Origin of the sequence: Massilia sp. Bi118 (assembly GCF_918697865.1) — a bacterium.
Taxonomy (GTDB): domain Bacteria; phylum Pseudomonadota; class Gammaproteobacteria; order Burkholderiales; family Burkholderiaceae_D; genus Telluria.
In genome coordinates this window covers 258,131-281,159 of the sequence record NZ_CAKKMV010000009.1, presented here as the reverse complement: position 1 = coordinate 281,159, position 23,029 = coordinate 258,131, and the positions used below count along the sequence as shown (strand labels likewise).

Annotated in this window: 25 protein-coding genes and 1 rRNA gene; 16 read left to right on the top strand and 10 right to left on the bottom strand. The window is 64.4% G+C overall.

The window, feature by feature from the left end; all coding sequences use genetic code 11:
* Positions 1–118 (bottom strand): 16S ribosomal RNA (locus LQV39_RS15725); the annotation flags it as partial.
* 473 nt (positions 119–591) lie between these two features.
* Between LQV39_RS15725 and LQV39_RS15720 the strand changes: the two genes are divergently transcribed.
* The 11 genes from LQV39_RS15720 to LQV39_RS15670 all read left to right on the top strand — a co-directional run bounded on the left by LQV39_RS15720 (position 592) and on the right by LQV39_RS15670 (position 10,456).
* Positions 592–2,079, top strand: coding sequence for a B12-binding domain-containing radical SAM protein (locus tag LQV39_RS15720; RefSeq protein WP_230027075.1), 1,488 nt, complete (start codon positions 592–594; stop codon positions 2,077–2,079).
* 68 nt (positions 2,080–2,147) lie between these two features.
* Entirely contained in the window at positions 2,148–3,278 is a 1,131-nt protein-coding gene (locus tag LQV39_RS15715; protein ID WP_230027066.1) for an ABC transporter permease, read from the top strand.
* Positions 3,278–4,123: an ABC transporter ATP-binding protein gene (locus LQV39_RS15710; protein ID WP_230027065.1), complete on the top strand. Its 846-nt coding sequence runs from the start codon at positions 3,278–3,280 to the stop codon at positions 4,121–4,123. Before LQV39_RS15715 ends, LQV39_RS15710 begins: the two co-directional genes overlap by 1 nt.
* A gap of 1 nt (position 4,124) precedes the next feature.
* The gene (locus LQV39_RS15705; protein ID WP_230027064.1) at positions 4,125–5,072 is read left to right on the top strand and encodes an MlaD family protein; all 948 of its coding nucleotides are present in this window, start codon (positions 4,125–4,127) and stop codon (positions 5,070–5,072) included.
* Positions 5,073–5,083: 11 nt separating this feature from the next.
* Entirely contained in the window at positions 5,084–5,728 is a 645-nt protein-coding gene (locus tag LQV39_RS15700) for an ABC-type transport auxiliary lipoprotein family protein (RefSeq protein WP_230027063.1), read from the top strand.
* Positions 5,725–6,852 carry a VanZ family protein gene (locus LQV39_RS15695; protein WP_230027062.1) on the top strand — a complete coding sequence of 376 codons (1,128 nt, stop codon included), beginning with the start codon at positions 5,725–5,727 and terminating at the stop codon, positions 6,850–6,852. Before LQV39_RS15700 ends, LQV39_RS15695 begins: the two co-directional genes overlap by 4 nt.
* A gap of 57 nt (positions 6,853–6,909) precedes the next feature.
* On the top strand, positions 6,910–7,236 hold the full coding sequence (locus LQV39_RS15690; protein WP_230027061.1) for a ferredoxin: 327 nt from the start codon (positions 6,910–6,912) through the stop codon (positions 7,234–7,236).
* Positions 7,237–7,252: 16 nt separating this feature from the next.
* The gene (locus LQV39_RS15685) at positions 7,253–7,882 is read left to right on the top strand and encodes an alpha/beta hydrolase (RefSeq protein ID WP_230027060.1); all 630 of its coding nucleotides are present in this window, start codon (positions 7,253–7,255) and stop codon (positions 7,880–7,882) included.
* 96 nt (positions 7,883–7,978) lie between these two features.
* Positions 7,979–9,127: a D-alanyl-D-alanine carboxypeptidase family protein gene (locus tag LQV39_RS15680; protein ID WP_230027059.1), complete on the top strand. Its 1,149-nt coding sequence runs from the start codon at positions 7,979–7,981 to the stop codon at positions 9,125–9,127.
* Positions 9,128–9,230: 103 nt separating this feature from the next.
* Entirely contained in the window at positions 9,231–10,157 is a 927-nt protein-coding gene (locus tag LQV39_RS15675; protein WP_230027058.1) for an aldo/keto reductase family oxidoreductase, read from the top strand.
* Positions 10,154–10,456, top strand: a complete 303-nt coding sequence (locus LQV39_RS15670; protein ID WP_230027057.1) for a metal-sensitive transcriptional regulator — start codon at positions 10,154–10,156, stop codon at positions 10,454–10,456. Before LQV39_RS15675 ends, LQV39_RS15670 begins: the two co-directional genes overlap by 4 nt.
* On the opposite strand, the gene pssA is transcribed toward LQV39_RS15670, so the two are convergent.
* Positions 10,457–11,242: a CDP-diacylglycerol--serine O-phosphatidyltransferase gene (gene pssA, locus LQV39_RS15665; protein ID WP_230027056.1), complete on the bottom strand. Its 786-nt coding sequence runs from the start codon at positions 11,240–11,242 to the stop codon at positions 10,457–10,459.
* 126 nt (positions 11,243–11,368) lie between these two features.
* Between pssA and LQV39_RS15660 the strand changes: the two genes are divergently transcribed.
* Both LQV39_RS15660 and LQV39_RS15655 read left to right on the top strand, forming a co-directional pair.
* Positions 11,369–12,346, top strand: coding sequence for a CAP domain-containing protein (locus LQV39_RS15660; protein ID WP_307727854.1), 978 nt, complete (start codon positions 11,369–11,371; stop codon positions 12,344–12,346).
* Positions 12,343–12,933 carry an Hpt domain-containing protein gene (locus LQV39_RS15655; protein WP_230027055.1) on the top strand — a complete coding sequence of 197 codons (591 nt, stop codon included), beginning with the start codon at positions 12,343–12,345 and terminating at the stop codon, positions 12,931–12,933. The genes LQV39_RS15660 and LQV39_RS15655 overlap by 4 nt, the downstream gene beginning before the upstream one ends.
* Here the strand turns inward: LQV39_RS15655 and LQV39_RS15650 are convergent.
* From LQV39_RS15650 to LQV39_RS15640, 3 genes are all read right to left on the bottom strand, one after another.
* Complete coding sequence (locus tag LQV39_RS15650; RefSeq protein ID WP_230027054.1) at positions 12,923–13,147, bottom strand: hypothetical protein; 225 nt, start codon at positions 13,145–13,147, stop codon at positions 12,923–12,925. The two genes, LQV39_RS15655 and LQV39_RS15650, sit on opposite strands and share 11 nt — an antisense overlap.
* Before the next feature lie 297 nt (positions 13,148–13,444).
* Positions 13,445–14,014 (bottom strand): DUF1439 domain-containing protein, encoded by a 570-nt coding sequence (locus tag LQV39_RS15645; RefSeq protein ID WP_230027053.1) that lies wholly within the window; start codon positions 14,012–14,014, stop codon positions 13,445–13,447.
* 30 nt (positions 14,015–14,044) lie between these two features.
* Positions 14,045–14,809 (bottom strand): SDR family NAD(P)-dependent oxidoreductase, encoded by a 765-nt coding sequence (locus tag LQV39_RS15640; protein ID WP_230027052.1) that lies wholly within the window; start codon positions 14,807–14,809, stop codon positions 14,045–14,047.
* A 106-nt stretch (positions 14,810–14,915) separates the two neighbouring features.
* Here LQV39_RS15640 and LQV39_RS15635 point away from each other — a divergent pair, with 106 nt between their 5' ends.
* Entirely contained in the window at positions 14,916–15,815 is a 900-nt protein-coding gene (locus LQV39_RS15635) for a LysR family transcriptional regulator (RefSeq protein WP_230027051.1), read from the top strand.
* Here LQV39_RS15635 and mnmE read toward each other — a convergent pair whose 3' ends face one another.
* The 5 genes from mnmE to rpmH form a co-directional block, all read right to left on the bottom strand.
* The gene (mnmE, locus tag LQV39_RS15630; protein WP_230027050.1) at positions 15,816–17,195 is read right to left on the bottom strand and encodes a tRNA uridine-5-carboxymethylaminomethyl(34) synthesis GTPase MnmE; all 1,380 of its coding nucleotides are present in this window, start codon (positions 17,193–17,195) and stop codon (positions 15,816–15,818) included.
* A 162-nt stretch (positions 17,196–17,357) separates the two neighbouring features.
* Positions 17,358–19,022, bottom strand: a complete 1,665-nt coding sequence (gene yidC / locus LQV39_RS15625; protein WP_230027049.1) for a membrane protein insertase YidC — start codon at positions 19,020–19,022, stop codon at positions 17,358–17,360.
* Between the two features lie 10 nt (positions 19,023–19,032).
* A complete protein-coding gene (gene yidD, locus LQV39_RS15620; RefSeq protein WP_230027048.1) occupies positions 19,033–19,275 on the bottom strand; it encodes a membrane protein insertion efficiency factor YidD in 243 nt (80 codons plus the stop codon).
* Positions 19,272–19,724 carry a ribonuclease P protein component gene (gene rnpA / locus LQV39_RS15615; protein ID WP_230027047.1) on the bottom strand — a complete coding sequence of 151 codons (453 nt, stop codon included), beginning with the start codon at positions 19,722–19,724 and terminating at the stop codon, positions 19,272–19,274. Before rnpA ends, yidD begins: the two co-directional genes overlap by 4 nt.
* A gap of 32 nt (positions 19,725–19,756) precedes the next feature.
* Positions 19,757–19,891: a 50S ribosomal protein L34 gene (rpmH, locus tag LQV39_RS15610; protein ID WP_040378179.1), complete on the bottom strand. Its 135-nt coding sequence runs from the start codon at positions 19,889–19,891 to the stop codon at positions 19,757–19,759.
* Between the two features lie 475 nt (positions 19,892–20,366).
* Between rpmH and dnaA the strand changes: the two genes are divergently transcribed.
* Both dnaA and dnaN read left to right on the top strand, forming a co-directional pair.
* Entirely contained in the window at positions 20,367–21,791 is a 1,425-nt protein-coding gene (gene dnaA, locus LQV39_RS15605) for a chromosomal replication initiator protein DnaA (protein WP_230027046.1), read from the top strand.
* Between the two features lie 73 nt (positions 21,792–21,864).
* Complete coding sequence (gene dnaN, locus LQV39_RS15600) at positions 21,865–22,971, top strand: DNA polymerase III subunit beta (protein WP_230027045.1); 1,107 nt, start codon at positions 21,865–21,867, stop codon at positions 22,969–22,971.
* Positions 22,972–23,029 lie beyond the last annotated feature (58 nt).

Here is a 23,029-nt window from a genome sequence, read left to right as displayed (position 1 = left end):
GATGTATTACTCACCCGTTCGCCACTCGCCGCCAGGTTGCCCCGCGCTGCCGTTCGACTTGCATGTGTAAAGCATGCCGCCAGCGTTCAATCTGAGCCAGGATCAAACTCTTCAGTTTAATCTCTGTTTGTTGGCATTGCTGCCACCTTGATTTCTCAAGGGTCGCTCACTCAAAATACTGACCGTCACTCATTGCTGAGCAACGTTATACTTTTTGTGAACATTTGATAATTTAAGCATTCAGCAGCTACTTACGCAGCTGCTGGCACTTCATCAAACGCCCACACTTATCGACTGTTGATTGTTAAAGATCGTATTCGGTACTGCCTTGCTGCATTCTGCGAATCGTTTTGTTCGTCAGCAGCAGAGAAGTGAGATTATGCAGTGTTTCGCTTAACTCGTCAAATCCTTTTTTGTGTCGTATCGTTCAGACACAGCTCGATGAAACTGCCGTAAAGCTTTGAATCGGCAATCGTTTTCAACGAGGGAGCGAATCATATCAAAGCCGCCATGACCCCGCAAGGCCTGCACGCGCAAATGAAACCCAACGCGTACAATGCACCCTTTGCCGTCCAGCCGATCCGCACCGCCATGACCATCCTGCTCTCCACCCTCAACGCCCGCTATGCCCACGCTTCGCTGGGCTTGCGCTACCTGCTGGCCAATATGGGCGAACTGCAGGCGCAAACGGCGCTGATGGAATTCGTCATCGGCGCGAAGACGACCGAGGTGGTAGAGCGCCTGCTGGCAAAGCAGCCGCGCATCGTCGGTTTCGGTGTCTATATATGGAACGTCGAAGAGACGACCCGGGTTGTCGCCATGCTCAAGCGCGTCGCGCCCGAGGTGACGGTGGTGCTGGGCGGTCCCGAAGTCTCGTACGAGACCGACAAGCAGGAGATCGTCCGCCTGGCCGACTACACCGTCACCGGCTGGGGCGACGTCAGCTTCCCCAAGCTGTGCGGCGAAATCCTGCACGGCCCCAAGCCACTCATGAAAGTTCACGCCGGCGTCCAGCCACCCATGGCCGACATCGTCCTGCCTTACTCTCTATATAGTAACGAGGACATCGCGCACCGCACCCTGTATGTGGAAGCCTCGCGCGGCTGTCCCTTCAAATGTGAGTTCTGCCTGTCCTCGCTGGACAAGACGGCCTGGCCCTTCAATCTCGATACCTTCCTGGCCGAGATGGAAGGCTTGTACCAGCGCGGCGCCCGCCTGTTCAAGTTTGTCGACCGCACCTTCAACCTGAACGTCAAGACCAGCCAGCGCATCATGCAGTTCTTCCTCGATAAGCTGGCTTTGAGCCCGGACGACCCCGTGTATGCCCACTTCGAACTGGTCCCCGACCACCTGCCGGAAGGGCTGAAGGCGACCATCGCCCAGTTCCCGCCGGGCGCGCTGCAGTTCGAGATCGGCATCCAGAGCTTCAATCCCGAGGTGCAGGCCCTGGTGAGCCGGCGCCAGGACAATGCCAAGGCCGCGGACAACATCCGCTGGCTGCACGAGCACTCGCACGCCCACCTGCACGTCGACCTGATCGCCGGCCTGCCGGGCGAAGACGTGGCCAGCTTCGCGCGCGGCTTCGACCACCTGGTGTCGCTCGGCCCGCACGAGATCCAGTTCGGCATCCTGAAGCGCCTGCGCGGCACCCCGATCATCCGCCACACCGAGCCTTTCGGGATGGTGTTCGATCCCTATCCGCCTTACACCGTGCTGGCCACCGACCGCATCGACTTCGCCACCATGCAGCGCCTGGTGCGCTTTGCCCGCTACTGGGACCTGGTCGCCAACTCGGGCCGCTTCGCCCACACCGTCAATATGCTGCTGGGTGAGACACCCTTCGCGAATTTCATGGCTTTCAGCGACTGGATGTACACCCGCACGGACGCCACCCACCGCATCGCCCTCGAGCGCCTGGCGAAACTGGTGCAGGAGTGGCTGCAGCTGCAGGGCATGGGCGAGGATGCGGCAAAGGCGCTGCTGGCCAGCGACTATGCCGGCAATGTCGACAAGCCGGCGGCCAAGCCAAAAGAGAAGGCAGCCGCTCCCGAGCGCCAGGTCCGCCACCTGGCCGCGTAAAGAGCACGCTGCGGCACGCCACTGCCGCGCGTGTGGCAGCCGCTGCAAATCTCTTTTACACTGCCATAATGCGGATTGAAAATGCGCCAACATTAACTATCGAACACCCCAACGCCGGCGAGTCGGTGGTGGCGCGCGGCGTATGGCAGGTGCATGCGCTGGCAAAGCGCGGTGCGCTCAAGAGCATCAACAAGACCCTGACCGGGCTGGCCGACAAATCCTCCCTGGCCTGGGACCTGTCGGCAATCGACAGCCTCGATCACATCGGCGCCCAGATGTTCTGGAGTGCCTGGGGCAAGAAGCGTCCCGGCCAACTGACCCTCGATCCGAAGCAGGAAGAGCTGTTCGCGCGCCTCGAACAGGCCAGCGACATCGAGCTGCCGCGCGTGCGCACCAGTCCTTTCAACTGGATCATCAGGCTGGGCTCGGGCGTGCTGTCCTTCTTCGAGCACATGAAGGCCGTGGTGATCCTGATCGGCCAGGTGGTCCAGGACGTCGGCCGCTTCATCCGCCATCCGATGGCGGGCCCGTGGCGCGAGATCTCCGCCAACATTTATCACTCCGGCTTCCAGGCGCTGGGCATCACCGCGCTGGTCGGCTTCCTGATCGGGATCGTGCTGTCCTACCTGTCGGCGCAGCAGCTGCGCATGTTCGGCGGCGACATCTACCTGGTCAACATCCTCGGCATGTCCATCATCCGCGAACTGGGGCCGCTGCTGGCGGCGATCCTGGTGGCGGGCCGCTCCGGCTCCTCGATCACCGCGCAGCTGGGGGTGATGCGGGTGACCGAGGAACTCGATGCGATGCTGGTGATGGGCATCTCGCACGGCTTCCGCCTGATCATGCCGAAGGTGCTCGCGCTGGCGATCGCGATGCCCTTGCTGGTGATCTGGACCGACGCCATGGCCCTGCTGGGCGGGATGATCGCGGCCAAGGTCGAACTGCACCTGGCGATGCGCTACTTCATCCAGAAACTGCCGTCGGCGGTGCCGATCGTGAATTACATGATCGGTTTGGGCAAGGGTATCGTGTTCGGCATGCTGATCGCCTTGACCGCCTGCCATTTCGGCCTGCGCATCAAGCCGAACACCGAAAGCCTGGGCCGCCTGACCACGACCTCGGTGGTCACCGCGATCACCGTCGTCATCATGGCCAATGCCGTGTTCGCGATCGTCTTTTCCAGCGTGGGGTTCAACTGATGGCCAACACGATCACCGAACCGCTGAACCTGAAACCGGACGAAAAAGTCGGACCGCCGGTGGTCCAGATCCGCAACCTGTGGACCCGCTTCGGCCGCACCGTGGTGCACCAGGACCTGAACCTCGACATCTACGCCGGCGAGATCCTGTCCATCGTCGGCGGTTCGGGCACCGGCAAGACCGTGCTGCTGCGCCAGATGCTGGGCCTCGAGCATCCGTCGAGCGGCTCGGTGACGGTGTTCGGCGAAGACGTCAGCAACGCCAGCCCGGAACAGCTGCAGCGCATGCGCAACCACTGGGGCATGCTGTTCCAGCAGGGCGCCCTGTACTCGGCGCTGACGGTGTTCGACAACATCGCCCTGCCGCTGCGCGAGCTGCGCGCCTTGCCCGAGGACGTGATCCGCGACGCCGTGCTGCTGAAGATGAACATGGTGGGCCTGGGTCCGGGCGACGCCAACAAGATGCCGTCCGACCTGTCGGGCGGGATGATCAAGCGCGCCGCGCTGGCGCGCGCCCTTGCGCTCGAACCCCAGCTATTGTTCCTGGACGAGCCCACCGCCGGCCTGGACCCCGACCTGTCGGATACCTTCGTGGAGTTGATCCAGACCCTGCACAACGAGCTGCACCTGACCGTGGTGATGGTCACGCACGACCTGGACACGCTGTTCGCGCTGTCCTCGCGCATCGCGGTGCTGGCCGAGAAGCACGTGCTGGCGGTCGGCCCCGCGTGCGACGTGCTGCGCGTGGAGCATCCATTCATCAAACAATTTTTCCTCGGCCCGCGCGGCCAGCGTGCGCTGGAAGTGCTGGAAGAACGCTACGCAGGAAAGGAATCGGAAGACTGACATGGAAAACAGATCGTATGCCCTGATGACGGGCTTCTTCACGGTCGCGCTGCTGGTGGCGGCCGTCCTGATCGGCCTTTGGCTCAACCGCGACAGCACCAAGATGCGTCCGTACGAGATCGTCACCACCCAGACCATCCCCGGCCTGAACCCGCAAGCCGCGGTGCGCTACCGCGGCCTGGAGGTCGGGCGCGTCGACGACATCGTGTTCGACCCGCGCGTGACGGGCCAGATCCTGATCAAGCTGTCGATCGCGGAAGGCGCCCCGGTCACCACCACCACCTTCGCCTCGCTCGGCTACCAGGGCGTGACCGGCATCGCCTTCATCCAGCTCGACGACGACCGCACCGGCTCGCCGCTGCTGGCCAGCGACAAGGGCCACGTGGCGCGTATCCCGCTGCGCCCCGGCCTGCTGGACCAGCTGGAAAAGCGCGGCCTGTCCATCCTCGAGAAGACCGAGCAGATCACAAATAGCCTCAACAAGATCGTCAGCGAGGAAAACGCCGAGAAGATCACGAGCGCCGTCGACAACATCAGCAAGGCGGCCCAGGCCTACGGCGAGATCCCGAAACAGCTGCAGCCCACCCTGGCGCGCATGCCCGAGCTGACCGCCAAGCTGGATCGCACCATGACCTCGGTGAACGAGCTGTCGACCAGCGCTACCACCGCGGTGCGTAATTACGACCGCCTGGCCACCAGCCTGCAGGCGCCGGGCGGTCCGATCGACCGCGCCGCCGGCGCCATCGCCTCGCTCGAAGGCGTGACCTCCGACCTCGAGATGCGCACCCTCCCGCACCTGACCGACATGACCGACGAGGCCCGCATCTCGCTGCGCGCCGTGCGCCGCACCGTGACCAATATCGGCGACCGCCCGCAGAGCATCCTGTTCGGCGCGGCCAAGGCCCAACCCGGCCCCGGCGAGCCCGGCTTCGTCCCTCCGACCAAATGAATGAGGAAACCGTGACCCTACTTAGTGCAGACCTGCTCAAGCACCGCCTCATCGCCGTCCTGGCCGCCGCCACCCTGCTGCTCACCGGCTGCGCCTCGCAGAAGGGCGAGCCCACCACCCAGTTCGACTTCGGCCCGGCCATGCCCGCGCAGGCCGCCGCCCAGGCTTCCCCGGCCGCCGCACCCATCGGCGCGATCGTCGTCACCGACCTCACCGGCTCGAGCGCCCTCGACAGCGAGCGCATGTTCTACCGCCTGAGCTATGCCGATGCCTTGCAGGCGCGTACCTATGCCAACAGCCGCTGGACCGCCAACCCGCTGCAGATGATGACCCAGCGCCTGAAGACCCGGATCTCCCAGTCCGGTGCCAAGGTGCTGTCGGAAACCGATGCATCGAACGGCATTCCCATCCTGCGCGTCGACGTCGACGAATTCATCCACAACTTCACCGGCGTGGCGCAGAGCGAAGGCCAGGTTGCGCTGCGCGCTTCGGTGTTCCAGGGCCATACGCTGGTCGACCAGCGCAGCTTCGCCCGCACCACCCAGGCCACCAGCGCCGATGCGGCAGGTGGCGCGCGTGCGCTGGCGGCCAGCACCGACGCCATCGCCGCCGACATCGTGGCCTGGCTGGGCACCCTGAACATCAATCGCCGATGACCCTGACGGAAGACGAGGCGAGGCCGCGCGCATCCCCGGTGGCGCGCGCCGCCCTGCTGGCCTACCTGCTGCTGATCGTGTATGCGAGCTGGTTCCCGTTCTCTGGCTGGCGCAGCAGCGGGCTGTCGCCCTTCGCCTTCCTGAACCTGCAGCCGCAGCGCTACTGGACCGGCTTCGACGTGATGGTCAACGTGGTCGGCTACATGCCGCTCGGCGTGCTGTTCGTGCTCGCGCTGCACCCGCTGGTGCGCGGCGTGTGGGCGGCGCTGGTGGCTGGCATGTGCGGCGTGCTGGTGTCGGGCACCATGGAGGTGGTGCAGAACTACCTGCCGACGCGCGTGCCCTCCAACCTCGACCTGGTGACGAATGCCGGCGGCTGCCTGGCCGGCGCGGTGCTCGGGCTCCTGTTCGCGCCGCTGCTGCTGAACCAGAGCCGCCTGCAGCGCCTGCGCCAGCGCTGGTTTGCCGCGCATGCGAGCCAGGGCCTGGTGCTGGTGGCGCTATGGCCGCTGGCCCAGGTCTATCCACAAGGTTACCTGTTCGGCAATGGCCAGATCCTGCCGCTGCTGTCGGAGTGGCTGTCCGAATGGCTCGACACCGACATCGACCTGGTCACCCTGATCCGCGGCAGCGCCGGCATGACGGTCGAGCAGTACTGGCTGTCCGAGATCGTGATCACGGCCTGCGGCATGACCGGCGCCGCCCTGACCCTGCTGTGCCTGGCCCGCCGCACCGCGCCCCGCCTGGGGCTGATGCTGGCCCTGGTGTTCGCGGGCGTGCTGGTGAAGACCCTGGCCAGTTCTCTGTTCTTCTCGCCGGATAACGCCCTCACCTGGGTCACGCCCGGCGCCCAGGGCGGCTTCCTGATCGGCCTGATCATGCTGGCCGGCCTGGCCTTCGCGCCCCAGGTGGCGCAGCGCCGCCTGGCGGTGGTGACGCTGGTGCTGGCGCTGATTGTCGTGAACACGATCCCGGCGAATCCGTATTTCGTCGCCACCCTGCAGGCCTGGCAGCAGGGTAAATTCCTGAACTTCAATGGCGCGGCCCAGTTCATGGGCATGGCCTGGCCCTTCTTTGCCCTCTGGTTCCTGCTGCTGCCCTCGCACCGCCTGAACCGCCAGTGATAAGGGCGTATCATTAGAGAAAATGCGCGGACAGGCGCAGACCCTATCGAGACCGACATGAGCGACGAAAAACCCTTTTACGAACACCACGTGTTCTTCTGCATGAACGTGCGCGAAGGCGAAGGCTGCCGCCCCAGCTGCGGCAAGCACGGCGCCGAGACCGCCCAGAAGCACGCCAAGAAGCGCATCAAGGAACTCGGCCTGAACGGCCAGGGCAAGGTGCGCATCAACCAGTCCGGCTGCCTGGACCGCTGCGAAGAAGGCCCGGTGGTCGTGGTCTACCCGCAGGGCACCTGGTACACCTACGTGGACACCTCGGACATCGACGAGATCATCGACCGCCACCTGCTCAAGGGCGAAGTGGTCGAGCGTTTGAAAATCTGATCTTCTTTAGTACGTAATGAACAAGCATTCGCAAAAGTTTTACCTGACCGGCCACGCCGGCAAGATGGAGTGCCAGCTGGACGAGCCGGAAGGTCCTCCGCGCGGCATCGCCCTGGTCGCCCACCCGCACCCGCTGTACGGCGGCACCATGGACAACAAGGTCGCGCAGACGCTGGCGCGCGCCTTCGTCGGCCTGGGCTACGTGACGGCCCGCTTCAACTTCCGCGGCGTCGGCGAATCCGAGGGCACGTATGACGACGGCCGCGGCGAAGTCGACGACATGCAGGTGATGTATGAGCACATGGTCGAACAATATCCCGGCCTGCCGCTCGCGCTGACCGGCTTCTCCTTCGGCACCTTCGTCCAGGCCCAGCTGCAGCAGCGCCTGGAAGCCCAGGGCCGCCCGGCCGAGCGCCTGGTGCTGGTCGGGACCGCCGCCGGCAAATGGCCGATGCCGACGGTCCCCGCGGACACCATCCTGATCCACGGCGAACTTGACGATACGATCACATTGCAGCAGGTGTTCGACTGGGCGCGCCCGCTCGACATCCCGGTGACGGTGATCCCGGGCGCCGACCATTTCTTCCACCGCAAGCTCGTTCACATTAAAAATCTTGTCGCGCAAATGTGGCGGCGTGACATTTGAGGCGATCACTGGCCTATAATGGTCTGTCTTTTTTCTAGGCAATGCTTACGGGCATTGCCTTTGCGTCATCGTCCCTCTGATTTCCTCTTGCCTCCCATGAAAAAGCTAATCGCCGCCCTGGCCGCCAGTGCCCTCCTCATCTCGGCCGCCCATGCGCAACAAGTGCCGGCCCCGCAAATCGCCGCCCGTTCCTGGACCCTGCTGGATGTAACCAGCGGCCAGATCATCGCTTCGCAGGATGCGGACACCCGCATCGAGCCGGCTTCGCTCACCAAGGTCATGACCGCCTACGTGGTCTTCGGCGCCATCCGCGACAAGAAGATCACGCTGGACCAGAAGGTCAACGTGTCGGTGCACGCCTGGAAGGTCGACGGCAGCAGCTCGAAGATGTTCATCGACCCGGCCACCCCGGTCTCGATCAACGACCTGCTGTACGGCCTGATGGTCCAGTCGGGTAACGACGCCGCGGTGGCGCTGGCCGAAGCCGTGGCCGGCGACGAAGGCACCTTCGCGCACCTGATGAACGAACAGGCCCAGCGCATGGGCATGAAGAACACCAAGTTCGCCAATCCGCACGGCCTGCCCAGCCCGGACAACTACTCGACCGCGCGCGACCTGTCGATCCTGGCCTCGCACGTGATCAAGGACTTCCCCGAGTTTTACAAGATCGACTCGGTCAAGGAATTCACCTATAACAAGATCAAGCAGCAGAACCGCAACCGCCTGCTGTGGCTCGATCCGACCGTCGACGGCATGAAGACCGGCCACACCGAAGCCTCGGGCTATTCGATGATCGCCTCGGCCCACCGCCCGAACGGCACGTCCGGCGAGCGCCGCCTGATCTCGGTGCTGTCCGGCGCCAACTCGGACGGCGCCCGCACCGCCGAAAGCCAGAAGCTGCTGAACTGGGGCTTCCAGAACTTCGACACCGTCAGGCTGTACAAGAAGGGCCAGGCGATCGCCACCCCGGAAGTGTGGAAGGGCTCGAAGTCGACCGTGAAGATCGGCTTCCCGAACGACGTGCTGGTGACCGTGCCGAAGGGCGTGGCGCAGAAGATGAAGCCCGTCCTCGAACGCAAGGACCCGCTGGTCGCCCCACTGGCCCTGAACGGCCGCGTCGGCACCCTGAAGATGATGGTCGACGGGAAGCCGCTGCTGGCGCTGCCGGTGGTGTCGCTGGAAGAGGTGTCGGAAGCGTCGATGTTCGGACGTGCTTGGGATTCGATGCGCTTGTGGATGAAGTAATCGCGTCGTAGGGTGGGCACCCCGTGCCCACCATGCGCCGGCAACATGCAACATTTGGTGGGCACAGGGGTGCCCACCCTACGTTTACAAAGGACGACTCGCCATGACCCAAGCCCTCCCCCGCGACCTGCACTGCCCCCGCATCGCCACCCGCGCGAACGGACTCGAACTGTCCCGCATCGTCGCCGGCATGTGGCGCATGGTCGAGTGGAACATGACGGTCGGGCAGCGCATCGCCCTGATCGAGCAGTGCATCGCGATGGGCGTGACCTCCTTCGACCATGCCGACATCTACGGCAATTACGGCGTCGAAGGCCAGTTCGGCGAAGCCCTGCGCGCCCAGCCTTCGCTGCGCGACCGGATCCAGTTAATCAGCAAGTGCGGCATCAAGCTGCTGTCGAATAAACGCCCGGAGCACGCGATCCAGCACTACGACACCACCGCCGCGCACATCGTCGCGTCCGCGGAGGAATCGCTGCGCCAGCTGCATACCGACCGCCTCGACCTGCTGCTGATCCACCGTCCCGATCCGCTGATGGACTTCGACGAGATCGCCGAAGCCTTCACGCGCCTGAAGCAGGCCGGCAAGGTGCTGCATGTGGGCGTGTCGAACTTCAGCCGCCACCAGTTCGAGGCGCTGAACCGCCGCGTCGAACTGGCGACGAACCAGGTCGAGTTCTCGCCGCTGCACGTGGCGCCGATGTTCGACGAGACCTTCGACGGCCTGCAGGACCTGAAAGTGGCGCCGATGATCTGGTCGCCGCTGGCCGGCGGCCGCCTGTTCACCTCGAACGAGGCCAATGCCGAGAACCTGCGCCTGGTGGTCAAGGAGATCGCCGACCGCCTGCACCAGCCTTTCGCCAGCGTGATCTTCGCCTGGATCATGCAGCTGCCCTCGAATCCGATCCCGCTGACCGGCAGCGGCCGCATCGAAGCCATCGCCGTGGCGGTGGCCGGCACGAGCTTCAGGCTGTCGCGCACCGACTGGTTCGCGATCCTGCGCGCGGCGCGCGGCCACGAAGTCGCATGACGATCCCTATCGTCGAGGGCCGCGCCCTCAGCGCGCAGCAGAAGAAGGACCTGCTGAACCGCCTGGCGCGGGTCGAAGGCCAGCTGCGCGGCATCCAGAAGCTGGTGGCGCTGGCCGACGCGCCCGCCGACTGCGACGCCGTGGCCCAGCAGATGGCGGCGGCGAGAAAAGCGCTCGACCGGTCATTCGTGCAGCTGCTGACGGCGAGTATCGTCAACCAGACCGGGAATGCGGCGGATCTGGAGGAGGCGAAAAAAAGCGCCGCTCATCTGGCGGCGCTGTTGGATAAATTTGCGTAATCAATCCTCGTAAACCTTCGGCGGCGCGATTCCGCGCCACCCGCCCTGCCACGCGATATTCAGCAGCAGCGTCGCGCTGATATACAGCACGAAGAACAGCGCGAAGAAGCGCGTCTGCAGCAGCACCAGCAGCAGCACGCACACGCCCAGCGCCACGAACACCGCTTTCGATTTCGGCTGCTTCGAGCTCGGGAAGCGGATCGTCGACACCATCAGCGCGCCCACCGCCACCATCAGCAGCATCACCAGGAAGGCGCGGGCCATGTCGGTGGCGGCCACCGGGTCGGGCCAGGCCACCACCACCGATGCCACGCAGGCCGCGCCGGCGGTGATCGGCATGCCAACGAAGTAGCGCGGGTCGGTCCGGCCCACCATCACATTGAAGCGCGCCAGGCGCAGCGCGCCGCAAGCCACGAACACGAAGCAGGCCAGACCGCCCATGCGCACCAGGGTCGGATGCTCTAGCCCCATCTGCGCGAAGCCGTAGCAGTACAGCAGCAGGCCGGGGGCGCAGCCGAAGTTCATCACGTCGGCGATCGAATCGAGCTGCACGCCGAAGTCAGACTGGGTGTTGGTGGCGCGCGCGACAAAGCCGTCGAGCGCGTCGAAGACGCCGGCCAGCACCAGCAGGATGGCCGCCAGGCGGTAGTCGTCCGGGTTGCCCACCGGGGCGTTGTCGACCGAGATGACGATGCTGCCGAAGCCGCAGGCGATCGACAGCAGGGTCACGAAACTGGGCAGGGCGAACTTGGCGCGCGCGAGGCGCTGCTGGCGGCTAGGCTTCAAATTGACGACTCGATAAAAGGAAAGAATGGCTTATTTTACATGCACTTAGGGGGGCGCATGGATCGCGGAATTAGCCTAGAATGGGAGCTCTTTGACCCCGGTATTGACGGAAGTTGGGAGTATGACATGATGAGCAAAACGCATCCTGCGAAGAGCATGATCGCCGCCTTCATCGCCGCCCTGGCGCTGGCAGCCTGCGGCGGCGGCTCGGACAGCGGCAGCGCGAGCGGCGCGAATGGCGCTACCGGCTCGACCGGCGGGTCCACCGGATTCTCGGGGCAGGACGCCTCGGCGCCGGTCCTGACCAATAACGTCGCCACCGACGGTTTCAACTGGATCAACTACCGCCGCGCCCAGGCCGGCGTCGGCGCGCTGGCGCGCAACAGCCAGCTCGACCGTTCGTCGCAGGCCCACTCGGACTACCAGCGCCTGAACAACCTGGTCACCCACGACGAGCAATCCAACCGGGCCGGCTACACCGGCGCCACGGTGGAAGCCCGTGTGCAGGCCGCCGGCTATACGCTGGTGCCCAACTACGCCTCGGGCGAGATCATCGCCGCCACCACCAACAACACCGGCTTCTACATGGCCGAGGAACTGGTCACGGCGATCTACCACCGCTTCGTGATGTTCGAGCCGCTGTTCAAGGACATGGGCACCGGCGCGGCCACCGCCACCGCCAGCTACATTTACTTCACCACGAATCTGGGCGCCACCCGCGGCTACAGCCCGGGCCTGCCCAGCCACTCCATCGTGTCCTGGCCCTTCAACGGCCAGACCGGGGTGCAGCGCAACTTCTCCAGCGACTTCGAAGAGCCGGATCCGGTCCCTGACACCAACGAGGTCGGCTACCCGATCAGCGTGCACGCGAACCTGACCGAGCCGATCGCCGTGACGAGCTTCACGGTGCGCGTGCGCGGCGCCGCCAACAGCCTGGCGACGCGCCTGCTGGTGAAGGGCCAGGATCCCAACACGACCATGGCCTCGGTGGCGGCGATCGTTCCGCTGGCCCCGCTGGCGGCCAACACCACCTACGACGTGAGCTTCAACGGTACCGTAGGCGGCGCGGCGGTCAGCAAGACCTGGTCGTTCACGACCAAATGAGCGAGTCCGCCGACCAGCCAACGGCTTCCGCGCCCCTTCTTCCCGCCATCAACCGCGCCGATGGCATCGCCCGCCTGATGGGCGATGCCGCCCTCTTCGCGCGCGTGCTGGCGCGCTTCCGCAAGGACTACCGGCACGCGACCGAGCGCATCCGCGAGACCCTGGCCGCCGGCGACATCGAGGTGGCGCAGCGCCAGGCGCATACGCTCAAGGGCGCGGCCGGGATGATCGAGGCGGTGCCGCTGCGCGAGGCGGCGCAGGCGCTGGAACAGGCGCTGCGCCGCGGCGACGGCCATCTGGCGCCGCGCCTGGCGCGGCTGGAGCATGCGCTGGAACGGGTGCTGCTCGAACTGGACACGGACGAAGACATCGCGCCGGCGGCGCCCGTGCAGCAGATAGACGGCCGCGGCGCGGTCACGGCGCAGCTGCGCGCCCTGCTCGAGGACGGCAACGGCGACGCGGTCGACCTGGTGCAGGACGCCGCCGCGAGCTTGACGAGGGAATTGGGTGAGGAACGCTACCGCAGGATCGCGGCAGCGATCGAGGTCTTCGACTTCGAAGGCGCGCTGGCCTGGCTCAGCGCGTGAATTCGGCTTCTTCGTCGAAGGCGTCGGAACAGGATTTGCCGCAGAACCGGCGCACGCTGTCCAGGGGTTTGTCGCAGTACCAACACGCGCCTTTCGGCGGCAGGCTGAGACGCGTTGGCACCGGCGTGGCGCCGGTCTTGATCGTCGCGGCGACGAGCGGCTCGACGGCCAGCCCCTTCTCCGGAAAACTTTCCTGTATCGTTTCCAAGATCACCCCCTTACCGGCTGCGCTTCAGTAACGCAAAGATTACTTTAGTGGAACACCGTGTGCATGAGAAAGCGCAAGCGCGGCTTGTCCGTTGCATGCTGATGCGCACCGAAGTCGACTCAAGTTTGCGCCGATTGCGTTACCTCCGCAATGGCGAGCCTGCGACAGTCCTGGTGACGCAACAATTACGGCACTCCACGATTCATCGAAGCGAACGATGCCGGACTTCTAGCTGCGAGAAATAATAGCAGTATTAACAACAGCTGCTTGGGGCCGTTCAATCGTGCGCGTGGCGTGCTTGCGTCAGCGCTGGGGTTCGACGGTGACGACCAGTGCGCCGGGGATGGTATCGAGGCGGGTCGGCACGAACTGCGCGCCCGCATAGCGCAGGTCTTCCGGGCGGAAGCTGTAGATCGCGACGTCGCGCACCAGCTGGTTCATGAGGACATCCGCCGCGCGTCCGAGGTCCCTGGCGCGGGCGCCCTCCATGCCCTGGATGTCGAAGCGGTCGACGTGGGCGTCGGCCATGAACACGCCGCTGCGCGCGGCGTCCACGTACAGGTGACCGGACAGGGTCATGACGCCGGCCCAGGACTGCCGCAGGAAAGGCGGCGACACCGACACGTCCATCGTCAGCGCCACGCGGTCGCTCTCCGGCAGGATCGCCAGCTGCGGGCGGGTGAGCTGGACGTCGAACAGTTCGAGCAGGCGATTCCGCAACGGGAAGCGGCGCTCCAGGCCCGCCTGCAGTCTGGATTGCGAGATCTCGACGCGGCGCGGGCCGGTGAGGCTTGCGCAGGAAGCCAGCATGGCGCCGGCTGCCGCTACCGCCATCGTCACGCCGAAACGCCGCCGTGTGATCCCCTTTTCCATGCCCGCCTCGCCCGTGAACTGTTCAGTAAATTATAAGCCCATTCCACCGGAGGCTTCGATACGCTGCCCGGTGATCCACGCGCTGCCCTCGGCCAGCAGGCTGGCGGCGGCGCCGCCGATATCGTCCGCCAGGCCGGTGCGTCCCAGCGCGGTCTGCGATACGACCCAGGCGTTGATGGCGGCATCGTCGCGCACGCGGCCGCCGCCGAAATCGGTGGCGATGGCGCCCGGCGCCAGCGTGTTCACCGAGATCCTACGGTCCGCCAATTCGCGCGCCAGGTAGCGGGTCAGCACCTCGACGCCGCCCTTGGCCGCGGCATAGGCGCCGGCGCCGGCCACCGTGAAGCGGGTCAGGCCACTGGAGATGTTCAGGATACGCCCGCCGTCATTGAGGCGCGGCGCCAGCGCCTGGGTCAGGAACAGGGCCGATTTCAGGTGGATCGCGATCATGCCGTCGAACTGCTCTTCGCTCAGCGCCATCAGCGGCACGTGCAGGCCGCTGCCGGCGTTGTTGACCAGGATGTCGAAGCGCTCGCGGCCCCATGCGGCCAGGGTGGCATCGACCTGGGCGGCGAAGCCGGCGAAGGCGCGGCTGTCGGCGACGTCCAGTTTGAAAGCAGCTGCCTTGCGTCCCAGCGCTTCGATCTCGGCGACGGTGTCCCGCGCCGCCGCTTCGTTCTGCTGGTACGTGAGGATGATATCGGCGCCGTCGCGCGCCAGGTGCAGGGCCATGCTGCGGCCCAGGCCGCGGCTGCCGCCGGTGATGATCGCGATGCGGTTCGTGGTGGTATTCATGTCAGGCTCCTTTCGTAAGAGGAGTCCAGTGTATTCTTCCACTGTGCTGCAATAAACAGCCTGAAATCGAATTGACTTTGCAGGATTTACGAAGAATTATGGCTGCATGAACGAACTCGATACGATCCAGGTCTTCCTGAAAGTGGCCGAACTCGAAAGCTTCAGCGGCGCCGCGCGCCAGCTCGGGCTGCCGAATGCAACGGTGTCCGCAGCCGTGCGCCAGCTCGAGCAGCAGCTGGGCACGCGCCTGCTGCAACGGACCACGCGCCGGGTCCAGATGACGCAGGAGGGTGAGGCCTTCCACGCGCGCAGCCGCGAAGTGCTGGATGAAGTCGAGGCCCTGCGCGGCATGTTCCGCGGCGGCGCCGATGTCCTGAGCGGCCGGCTGCGGGTCGACATGTCGGTGGCGCTGGCCAGCGAACTGGTGCTGCCGCGCCTGGGCGAATTCATGGCCAGGCACCCGCAGCTGGCAATCGACCTCGGCACCGCCGACCGCCGCGTCGACCTGATCCGCGAGGGGTATGACTGCGTACTGCGGGCAGGCGTGCTGCTTGATTCGTCCCTGGTCGCGCGGCCGCTGGGCAGCTACAAACTGGTCAACTGCGCCAGCCCGGCCTACCTGGCGCAGTATGGCACGCCGCTTCGATTGGAAGACCTCGTGCGGCACCGCCTGATTCACTACGACGCCCAGCTGGGCGGCAGCACCGCAGCCTGGGAATGGTTCGACGGCGAGCATACCCACTACGCGCCGGTGGGCAGCATGCTGACGGTGAACGGCACCGCTTCGTATAAAGCCGCCTGCCTGGCCGGCCTGGGCATCATCCAGGTGCCGGGCGCCGGCCTGCGCGAGCTGATCGAGGCCGGCAAGCTGGTCGAGGTGCTGCCGGATTACCGGCCGGCGCCGATGCCGGTGGCCTTCGTGTATCCGACGCGGCGCCATGTGCCGGCGCGCGCGGTGGCCTTCATGGACTGGGTGGCGGGCTTGCTGAAGCCTTACCTGGACTGATCACTTACCGATACAGAAGCGGCTGAAAATCACCCCCAGCAGATCGTCCGGCGTGAACTGCCCGGTAATGCTGGACAGCTGGTCCTGCGCCAGCCGCAGCTCTTCCGCGAACAGGTCCAGCGACTGGTCGTCCTGCGCCGCATGCAGGCCCGCCATGTCGAGGTGCTCGCGCGCCGCGCGCAGGGCGATCAGGTGGCGTTCGCGCGCCAGGTAGAGCGACTCGCCGGTCTGCTGCCAGCCGGCGATGCGCAGCAGTTCCGCGCGCAGCAGCTCGATGCCGATCTTCTCGTGCGCCGACAGGTAGATGTGGGCTGCATCCGCGCTCTCGTCCCTTGATGCCTTGTGGCCCGACAGGTCGATCTTGTTCCAGATGCGGACCACCGGCACGCCGGCCGGAAAGGCAGCGACGATATCTTCGTCGGCCCTGGCCGGGCCCAGGTTCGCGTCCAGCAGGTGCAGGATCACGTCGGCCTTGCCGACTTCGCCCCAGGTGCGCTCGATGCCGATGCGCTCGACCACGTCGATACCCTCGTCCAGCGCGCGGATGCCGGCGGTGTCGATGATGTTCAGCGGGATGCCCTCGACCTGGATGGTCTCGCTGACCTTGTCGCGCGTCGTGCCGGCGATCGGCGTGACGATGGCGACGTCGGCGCCGGCCAGCGCGTTCAGCAGCGAGGACTTGCCGACGTTCGGCTGGCCCACCAGCACCACGTTCAGGCCCTCGCGCAGCAGCGCGCCTTGGGCCGCCTGGCGGAACACGTGGTCCAGCGCCTCGACGATGCCGGCCAGCTGGCCGCGCGCATTCGATTTTTCGAGGAAGTCGATCTCCTCTTCCGGGAAGTCGAGCGTGGCTTCGACCAGCATGCGCAGGTTGATGGTTTTATCGACCAGCTCATGCACGACCTTCGAGAAGGCTCCCGACAGTGATGCGGAGGCCGACTTGGCGGCGGCTTCCGTGGAGGCGTCGATCAGGTCGGCTACGGCCTCGGCCTGGGCCAGGTCCAGCTTGTCGTTCAGGAAGGCGCGGCGGGTGAATTCGCCCGGCTCGGCCAGGCGCAGGCCAAAGTCCGTTCCCGCTTCCAGCACGCGCGCCAGCAGCATGCGCAGCACCACCGGGCCGCCGTGGCCCTGCAGTTCCAGCACGTCTTCGCCGGTGTAAGAGTGCGGGCCCTTGAACCAGAGGGCCAGGCCTTCGTCGATGACGGTGCCATTTGCGTCCTTGAACGGGAGGTAGGTGGCGTGGCGCGGGGCCAGCTTCTGGCCCGGGAACAGGGCATCGATCAGCGACGCCAGCGATTTGCCGGACGCGCGCACGACGCCGATGCCGCCGCGGCCGGGGGCGGTGGCGATGGCGGCGATGGGGGAGGTGTCTAGTTTCATGGACGGAGATTGTAAACGTCATTCCCGCGCAGGCGGGAATCCAAGTTCGTGGCGAACCACCAAACTTGGGTCCCCGCCTGCGCGGGGACGACTGTCTTGGGGCTAACGAATAAAAAAAACCCGCGCAACGCACGGGCTTCTTGTCATCACAGCGAAAACTGCTTACTTCGCCGGCGCATACTTCTTGGTGATCACATACTGCTGCGCCATCGAGATCAGGTTGTTCACCACCCAGTACAGCACCAGGCCGGATGGGAAGAAGATGAAGATGACCGAGAACGCGATCGGCATGAACATCATCATCTTGGCCTGCATCGGATCGGCCGGCTGCGGGTTCAGGCGGGTGGTCACGATCATCGAGATGGCGTAGATGATCGGCAGGACGTAGAACGGGTCCGGCGCGGTCAGGTCGTGAATCCACAGGATCCACGGGGCGCCGCGCATTTCGACCGCAGCCTGCAGGGTCCAGTACAGCGCCAGGAACACCGGCATCTGGATCAGGATCGGCAGGCAGCCGCCCAGCGGGTTGATCTTCTCGGTCTTGTACAGCTCCATGGTGGCCTGCTGCATCTTGACCGGGTCGGCTTTATAACGCTCGCGGATCGCCTGCATCTTCGGCGTCACGGTCTTCATCTTGGCCATGCTGCGGTAGCCGGCTGCGGACAGCGGGAAGAACAGCAGCTTGATCAGGATGGTGAAGGCGACGATGGTCCAGCCCCAGTTACCGATCATCTGGTGCAGCTGGTCCATGGTCCAGAAAATCGGCTTGGCGATGATGGTCGCCCAGCCGTAGTCGCGCACCAGTTCCAGGCCAGGGGTGACCTTCTCCAGGATCTTCTCTTCCTGCGGGCCCGAATACAGGCGGGCTTCGTTCGACACGGTGGCGCCCGGCGCCACGGTCCCCAGCGGCATCACGGTGCCGATGGCGAACAGGTTGTTACCCAGGCTCTTGGTGTAGATATCGCGCTGCATCTTGTCGGCCGGGATGAAAGCCGAGACGAAGAAGTGCTGCGAGATCGCGATCCAGCCGTCGGTGGCCTTGTTCGTGTGCTCGGCGCTGCCCTTGGCGATCTTGTCGAAGGTCAGCTTCTGGTACTTGTCCTGCGAGGTGTACAGGGTCGGACCGGTGTAGCTGCTGTTGAAGTAGGTGTCGCCTTCCGGCTTGCTGCCGTCGTGCTGCAGCTGCAGGTACAGCGACGGTGCCACCGGCACGGTGCCGATGTTGGTCACGTCATGGCGCACGCCGATCACGTAGTCGCCCTGGTGGAAGGTGAAGGTCTTGGTCAGGCGCACGCCGCCCTGCTCCGCTTCGAGCACCAGCTGGATCTGGTTACCGTTGGTGACCAGCGGCTTTGCCACGAACGGGGTGTTGTGGTTCGGCAGAGGACCGGCCGGGCCGCCGGTCAGGCCGGTCTGCGGCAGGTAGAGGCGGCCCTTGGCAGGATCAGTGTGGAACAGCAGCTGGTTCTTGGTGTTGTCGACCTTGTCGCGGTACTTCAACAGTTCCAGGCGGCGGATCACGCCGCCGGCGGTGTCGATGTCGGCCTTGTAGACGTCGGTCGTGATGGTGATGATTTTGGTCTGGATCGGGGCCGGTGCCGCGGCAGTGCCGTCGGCCGGTGCGGCGCCGGGCACGGAGGCCGGCGTGGCCGCCGGGGTCGGCATGTCGTTCACCTTCGGCTGCGCAGCCGGAGCGGTTGCGACCTTGGCCGGCTGCTGCGGCGAGAACATCGACTGTTTTCCGTTGGCCACCATCCAGTCGTTCCAGAGGACGACCAGCGAGACGGCGAACACGATCCACAGGATGGTACGTTTATTGATTTCCATTGGGTCCTATTCAGGAATGGTTGCAACCGCAAGCGGTTGTTGGGGGTGGCACAGGGTCGTTGCCGCCGGCGTTCCACGGATGGCAGCGGCAGACGCGGCGCAAGGCCAGCCAGCCGCCGCGCGCGGCGCCATGCAGCCGCACCGCTTCGATCGCGTAGTTGGAACAGCTCGGATAGAAACGGCAGCTCGGCCCGAACATCGGGGACACCAGCAACTGGTAAGCGCGCAGCAGCCAGACGAGCAGCCTGTTCATGATGGCTGCTGTCCTGGCTGGTCCGGCACATCGGGAGCCGCAGCGGGTGGCGCGGCAACGGGCGCCGGCTTGCGCGGCCGCGGCGCCTGCGACGCGAACAGGCGCGCCAGCTCGGCGTGCAGCAGCGTCTTCAGGGCCTTGTTCGTGGCTGGTCCGCTCTTGGTATTGACCGGACGAGACAAACGCACGATGCAATCGAGCGCTGGCATCGCCGTGGTGCGGAACAGTTCGCGCGTGATGCGCTTGATGGTATTGCGCGTGACCGCGCGCGGCGCGAAACGCTTGGCCGCGACGACGCCCAGCCGCGCATGCGGCAGGGTAGTCGGTCGGGTATAGAGCACGAAATGCGCGGTTTTTTGTGCAGGGCGCAAACGAAAAACGGATGAAAACTCATCCGTTTTTACGATGCGCCGAACGCGCGCGAAGTCGTGCGAACCTTCGCCTGACATTGCTTAGGCGCGGTCGAAAGGCCTGTCGTGGCTTAGACAGCCAGACGCTTGCGGCCCTTGGCGCGGCGTGCGTTCAGGACTTGACGGCCACCACGGGTAGCCATACGTGCGCGGAAGCCGTGCGTGCGCTTGCGACGGACGACGGAAGGTTGGTAAGTACGTTTCATGGTGGTCTCGCTTAAAGCAAAAAGAATGCAAAATCGGAGCCGGCCTCTTGGGAACCCCGCAAACCTGCTGCGCGTTGCATTTTTGAACTGTGATGCTCGCTGTACTGTCGTACAGCTGCGCTTCTCGTTCAAAACTGCCGCCGCTCGCAACGGTTTTCGGCGCTCCCAGAGCCAGCCATACGCCAATGACATTTCGCAGTTGTTAAGCCAGCGTCACGCCTCAGCAAAGCTTGTCGCCCATGTGCTGAGTGCCTGAGTTGGCAATGCGTGTGGGCGGGGAACCCTGAATTAGACAGCATTTTCGGCCGAGCTGTCAAGGAAGCTGTTGCGCTGCAGCGCCGCCGCCATGCCAGCCTGGCATGGTTGCTCATGTGCATCACGCTGTTGAGATTCGGTGGAAAAAACCCGCTCCGCCTGTGGATAACTTTCGAGAAGACAGTTAAAATAGAGTGTTACGCTTTAACTTGGTCGATGTATGGAAAACTTTTGGCAGGCCTGTTCCACGCAGCTGGAACTCGAGCTGACGCCGCAGCAATATACCGCGTGGATCAAACCACTGGTCGCCCTCGACTATGAGGACGGCAAGCTGCGCATCGCGGCGCCCAACCGCTTCAAGCTCGACTGGGTAAAGTCGCAGTTCGCGAACCGCATCACCGCCCTCGCCTCCGATTTCTGGGAGCGCCCGGTGGAGGTGCAGTTCGTGCTCGACTCGAGGAATCTGCCGAAGAAGCCAGACGCGGTGAGCAATCGCCAGCCGACCACCTCGACCGCCGAAATGGCGGCGGGCGCGATGGGCATCAATGCCGCCGCCGACAACACCGTGCCGGCCACGCCGGTCGTCACGCCGGACAACGTCATCGCCAACAACCCGCGCCGTGAGCAGAGCCGCGTGAATCCCGAACTGACCTTCGAGAACTTCGTGACCGGTAAGGCCAACCAGCTGGCGCGCGCCGCCGCGATCCAGGTGGCGAACAACCCGGGCGTCTCGTACAACCCGCTGTTCTTCTACGGCGGCGTCGGCCTCGGTAAGACCCACCTGATCCATGCGATCGGCAACCAGGTGATGAAGGACCAGCCGGGCGCGCGCATCCGCTACATCCACGCCGAGCAGTACGTGCGCGACGTGGTGACCGCGTATCAGCGTAAAGGTTTCGACGACTTCAAGCATTACTACCACTCGCTGGACATGCTGCTGATTGACGATATCCAGTTCTTCGGCGGCAAGAGCCGCACGCAGGAAGAGTTCTTCTATGCCTTCGAAGCCCTGATCGCTGCCAAGAAGCAGATCATCATCACTTCGGATACCTATCCGAAAGAGATCACCGGCATGGACGATCGCCTGATCTCGCGTTTCGATTCCGGCCTGACGGTGGCGATCGAGCCGCCCGAGCTGGAAATGCGCGTGGCGATCCTGATGAAGAAGGCGGAATCGGAAGGCGTGGTGCTGAACGACGACGTCGCCTTCTTCGTGGCCAAGCACCTGCGCTCCAACGTGCGCGAGCTGGAAGGCGCGCTGCGCAAGATCCTGGCTTACTCCCGTTTCCATGGCAAGGAAATCACCATCGACGTGGTGAAGGAAGCGCTGAAGGACCTGCTGTCGGTGCAGAACCGCCAGATCTCCGTGGAAAACATCCAGAAGACGGTGGCGGACTTCTTCAACATCAAGGTCGCGGACATGTATTCGAAACGCCGTCCGGCCAACATCGCCCGTCCGCGCCAGATCGCGATGTACCTGGCGAAAGAGCTGACGCAGAAGAGCCTGCCGGAAATCGGCGAGCTGTTCGGCGGCCGCGACCACACGACGGTGCTGCATGCGGTACGCAAGATCGCCGCGGACCGCCAGAAAAACGCCGAGTGCAACCACGAGTTGCACGTCCTGGAACAGACACTGAAAGGCTGAGGTTTTTCTGGTGATTTCTGGCAAAATATTGCACAGACAACATTTTTTACCTTATAAAAACTGAGGGATATTTATGCAACTGGTCAAAACCACCCGAGACACGCTTCTCCGGCCACTGCAGATCGTGAGTGGTATTGTCGAGCGTCGGCACACCATGCCGATTCTGGCCAATATCCTCATCCGCAAGAACGGCGAAAGCGTCTCTTTCCTGTCGACCGACACCGAGGTGCAAATCACGACCCTGGCCAATATCGGTTCGGGTCCTGAAGAAACCGGCACCACCGTGGCGGCCCGCAAGCTGCTCGATATCCTGCGCGCCCTGCCGGAATCGGGCGACGTCACCATGACCCTGCTGAACAAGCGCCTGACCGTCCAGAGCGGCAAGTCGCGCTTTGCGCTGCAGACCCTGGCGGCCGAGGAATTCCCGACCGTCTCGGTGGCCGACAGCTACAACGCCTCCGTCACCCTGCCGCAAAAGACGCTGAAGCACCTGTTCAATATGGTGCACTTCGCGATGGCCCAGCAGGACATCCGCTACTACCTGAACGGCCTGCTGCTGGTGCTGGACGGTAACAAGGTGATCGCGGTCGCGACCGACGGCCACCGCCTGGCCTTTGCCCAGGTGGATACCGAGCAAACCTTCGAGCGCCAGGAAGTCATCATCCCGCGCAAGACCATCATCGAACTGCAGCGCCTGCTGGAAGAAAGCGACGAGACCGTCCGCCTGGACATCGCCGCCTCGCAGGTGAAACTGACCTTCGCCGACATCGAACTGGTGTCGAAGCTGGTCGAGGGCAAGTTCCCTGACTACACCCGCGTGATCCCGAAGGGCTACAAGAACGACTTCACGATCAGCCGCGACGAACTGCTGCGCTCGCTGCAGCGCGCCGCGATCATGACCAGCGACAAGTTCAAGGGCGTGCGCTGCCTGATCGCCCCGGGCTCGATGAAGATCAGCTCGACCAATGCCGACCAGGAAGAGGCGGTGGAAGAACTGGAAATCGACTACGGCGGCGATGCGATCGACATCGGTTTCAACGTCACCTATCTGCTGGACGTGCTGAACAACCTGAAGTGCGACCAGGTGAATATCTCGCTGGGCGATTCGAATTCGTCGGCGCTGATTTCGATTCCTGAAAATGGCGACTTCAAGTATGTCGTCATGCCGATGCGTATTTAAAAAGCGCTGAATCGCCCATATATGGTCTTGTTGGGCGAAACCGCGGATCATGAGTCCG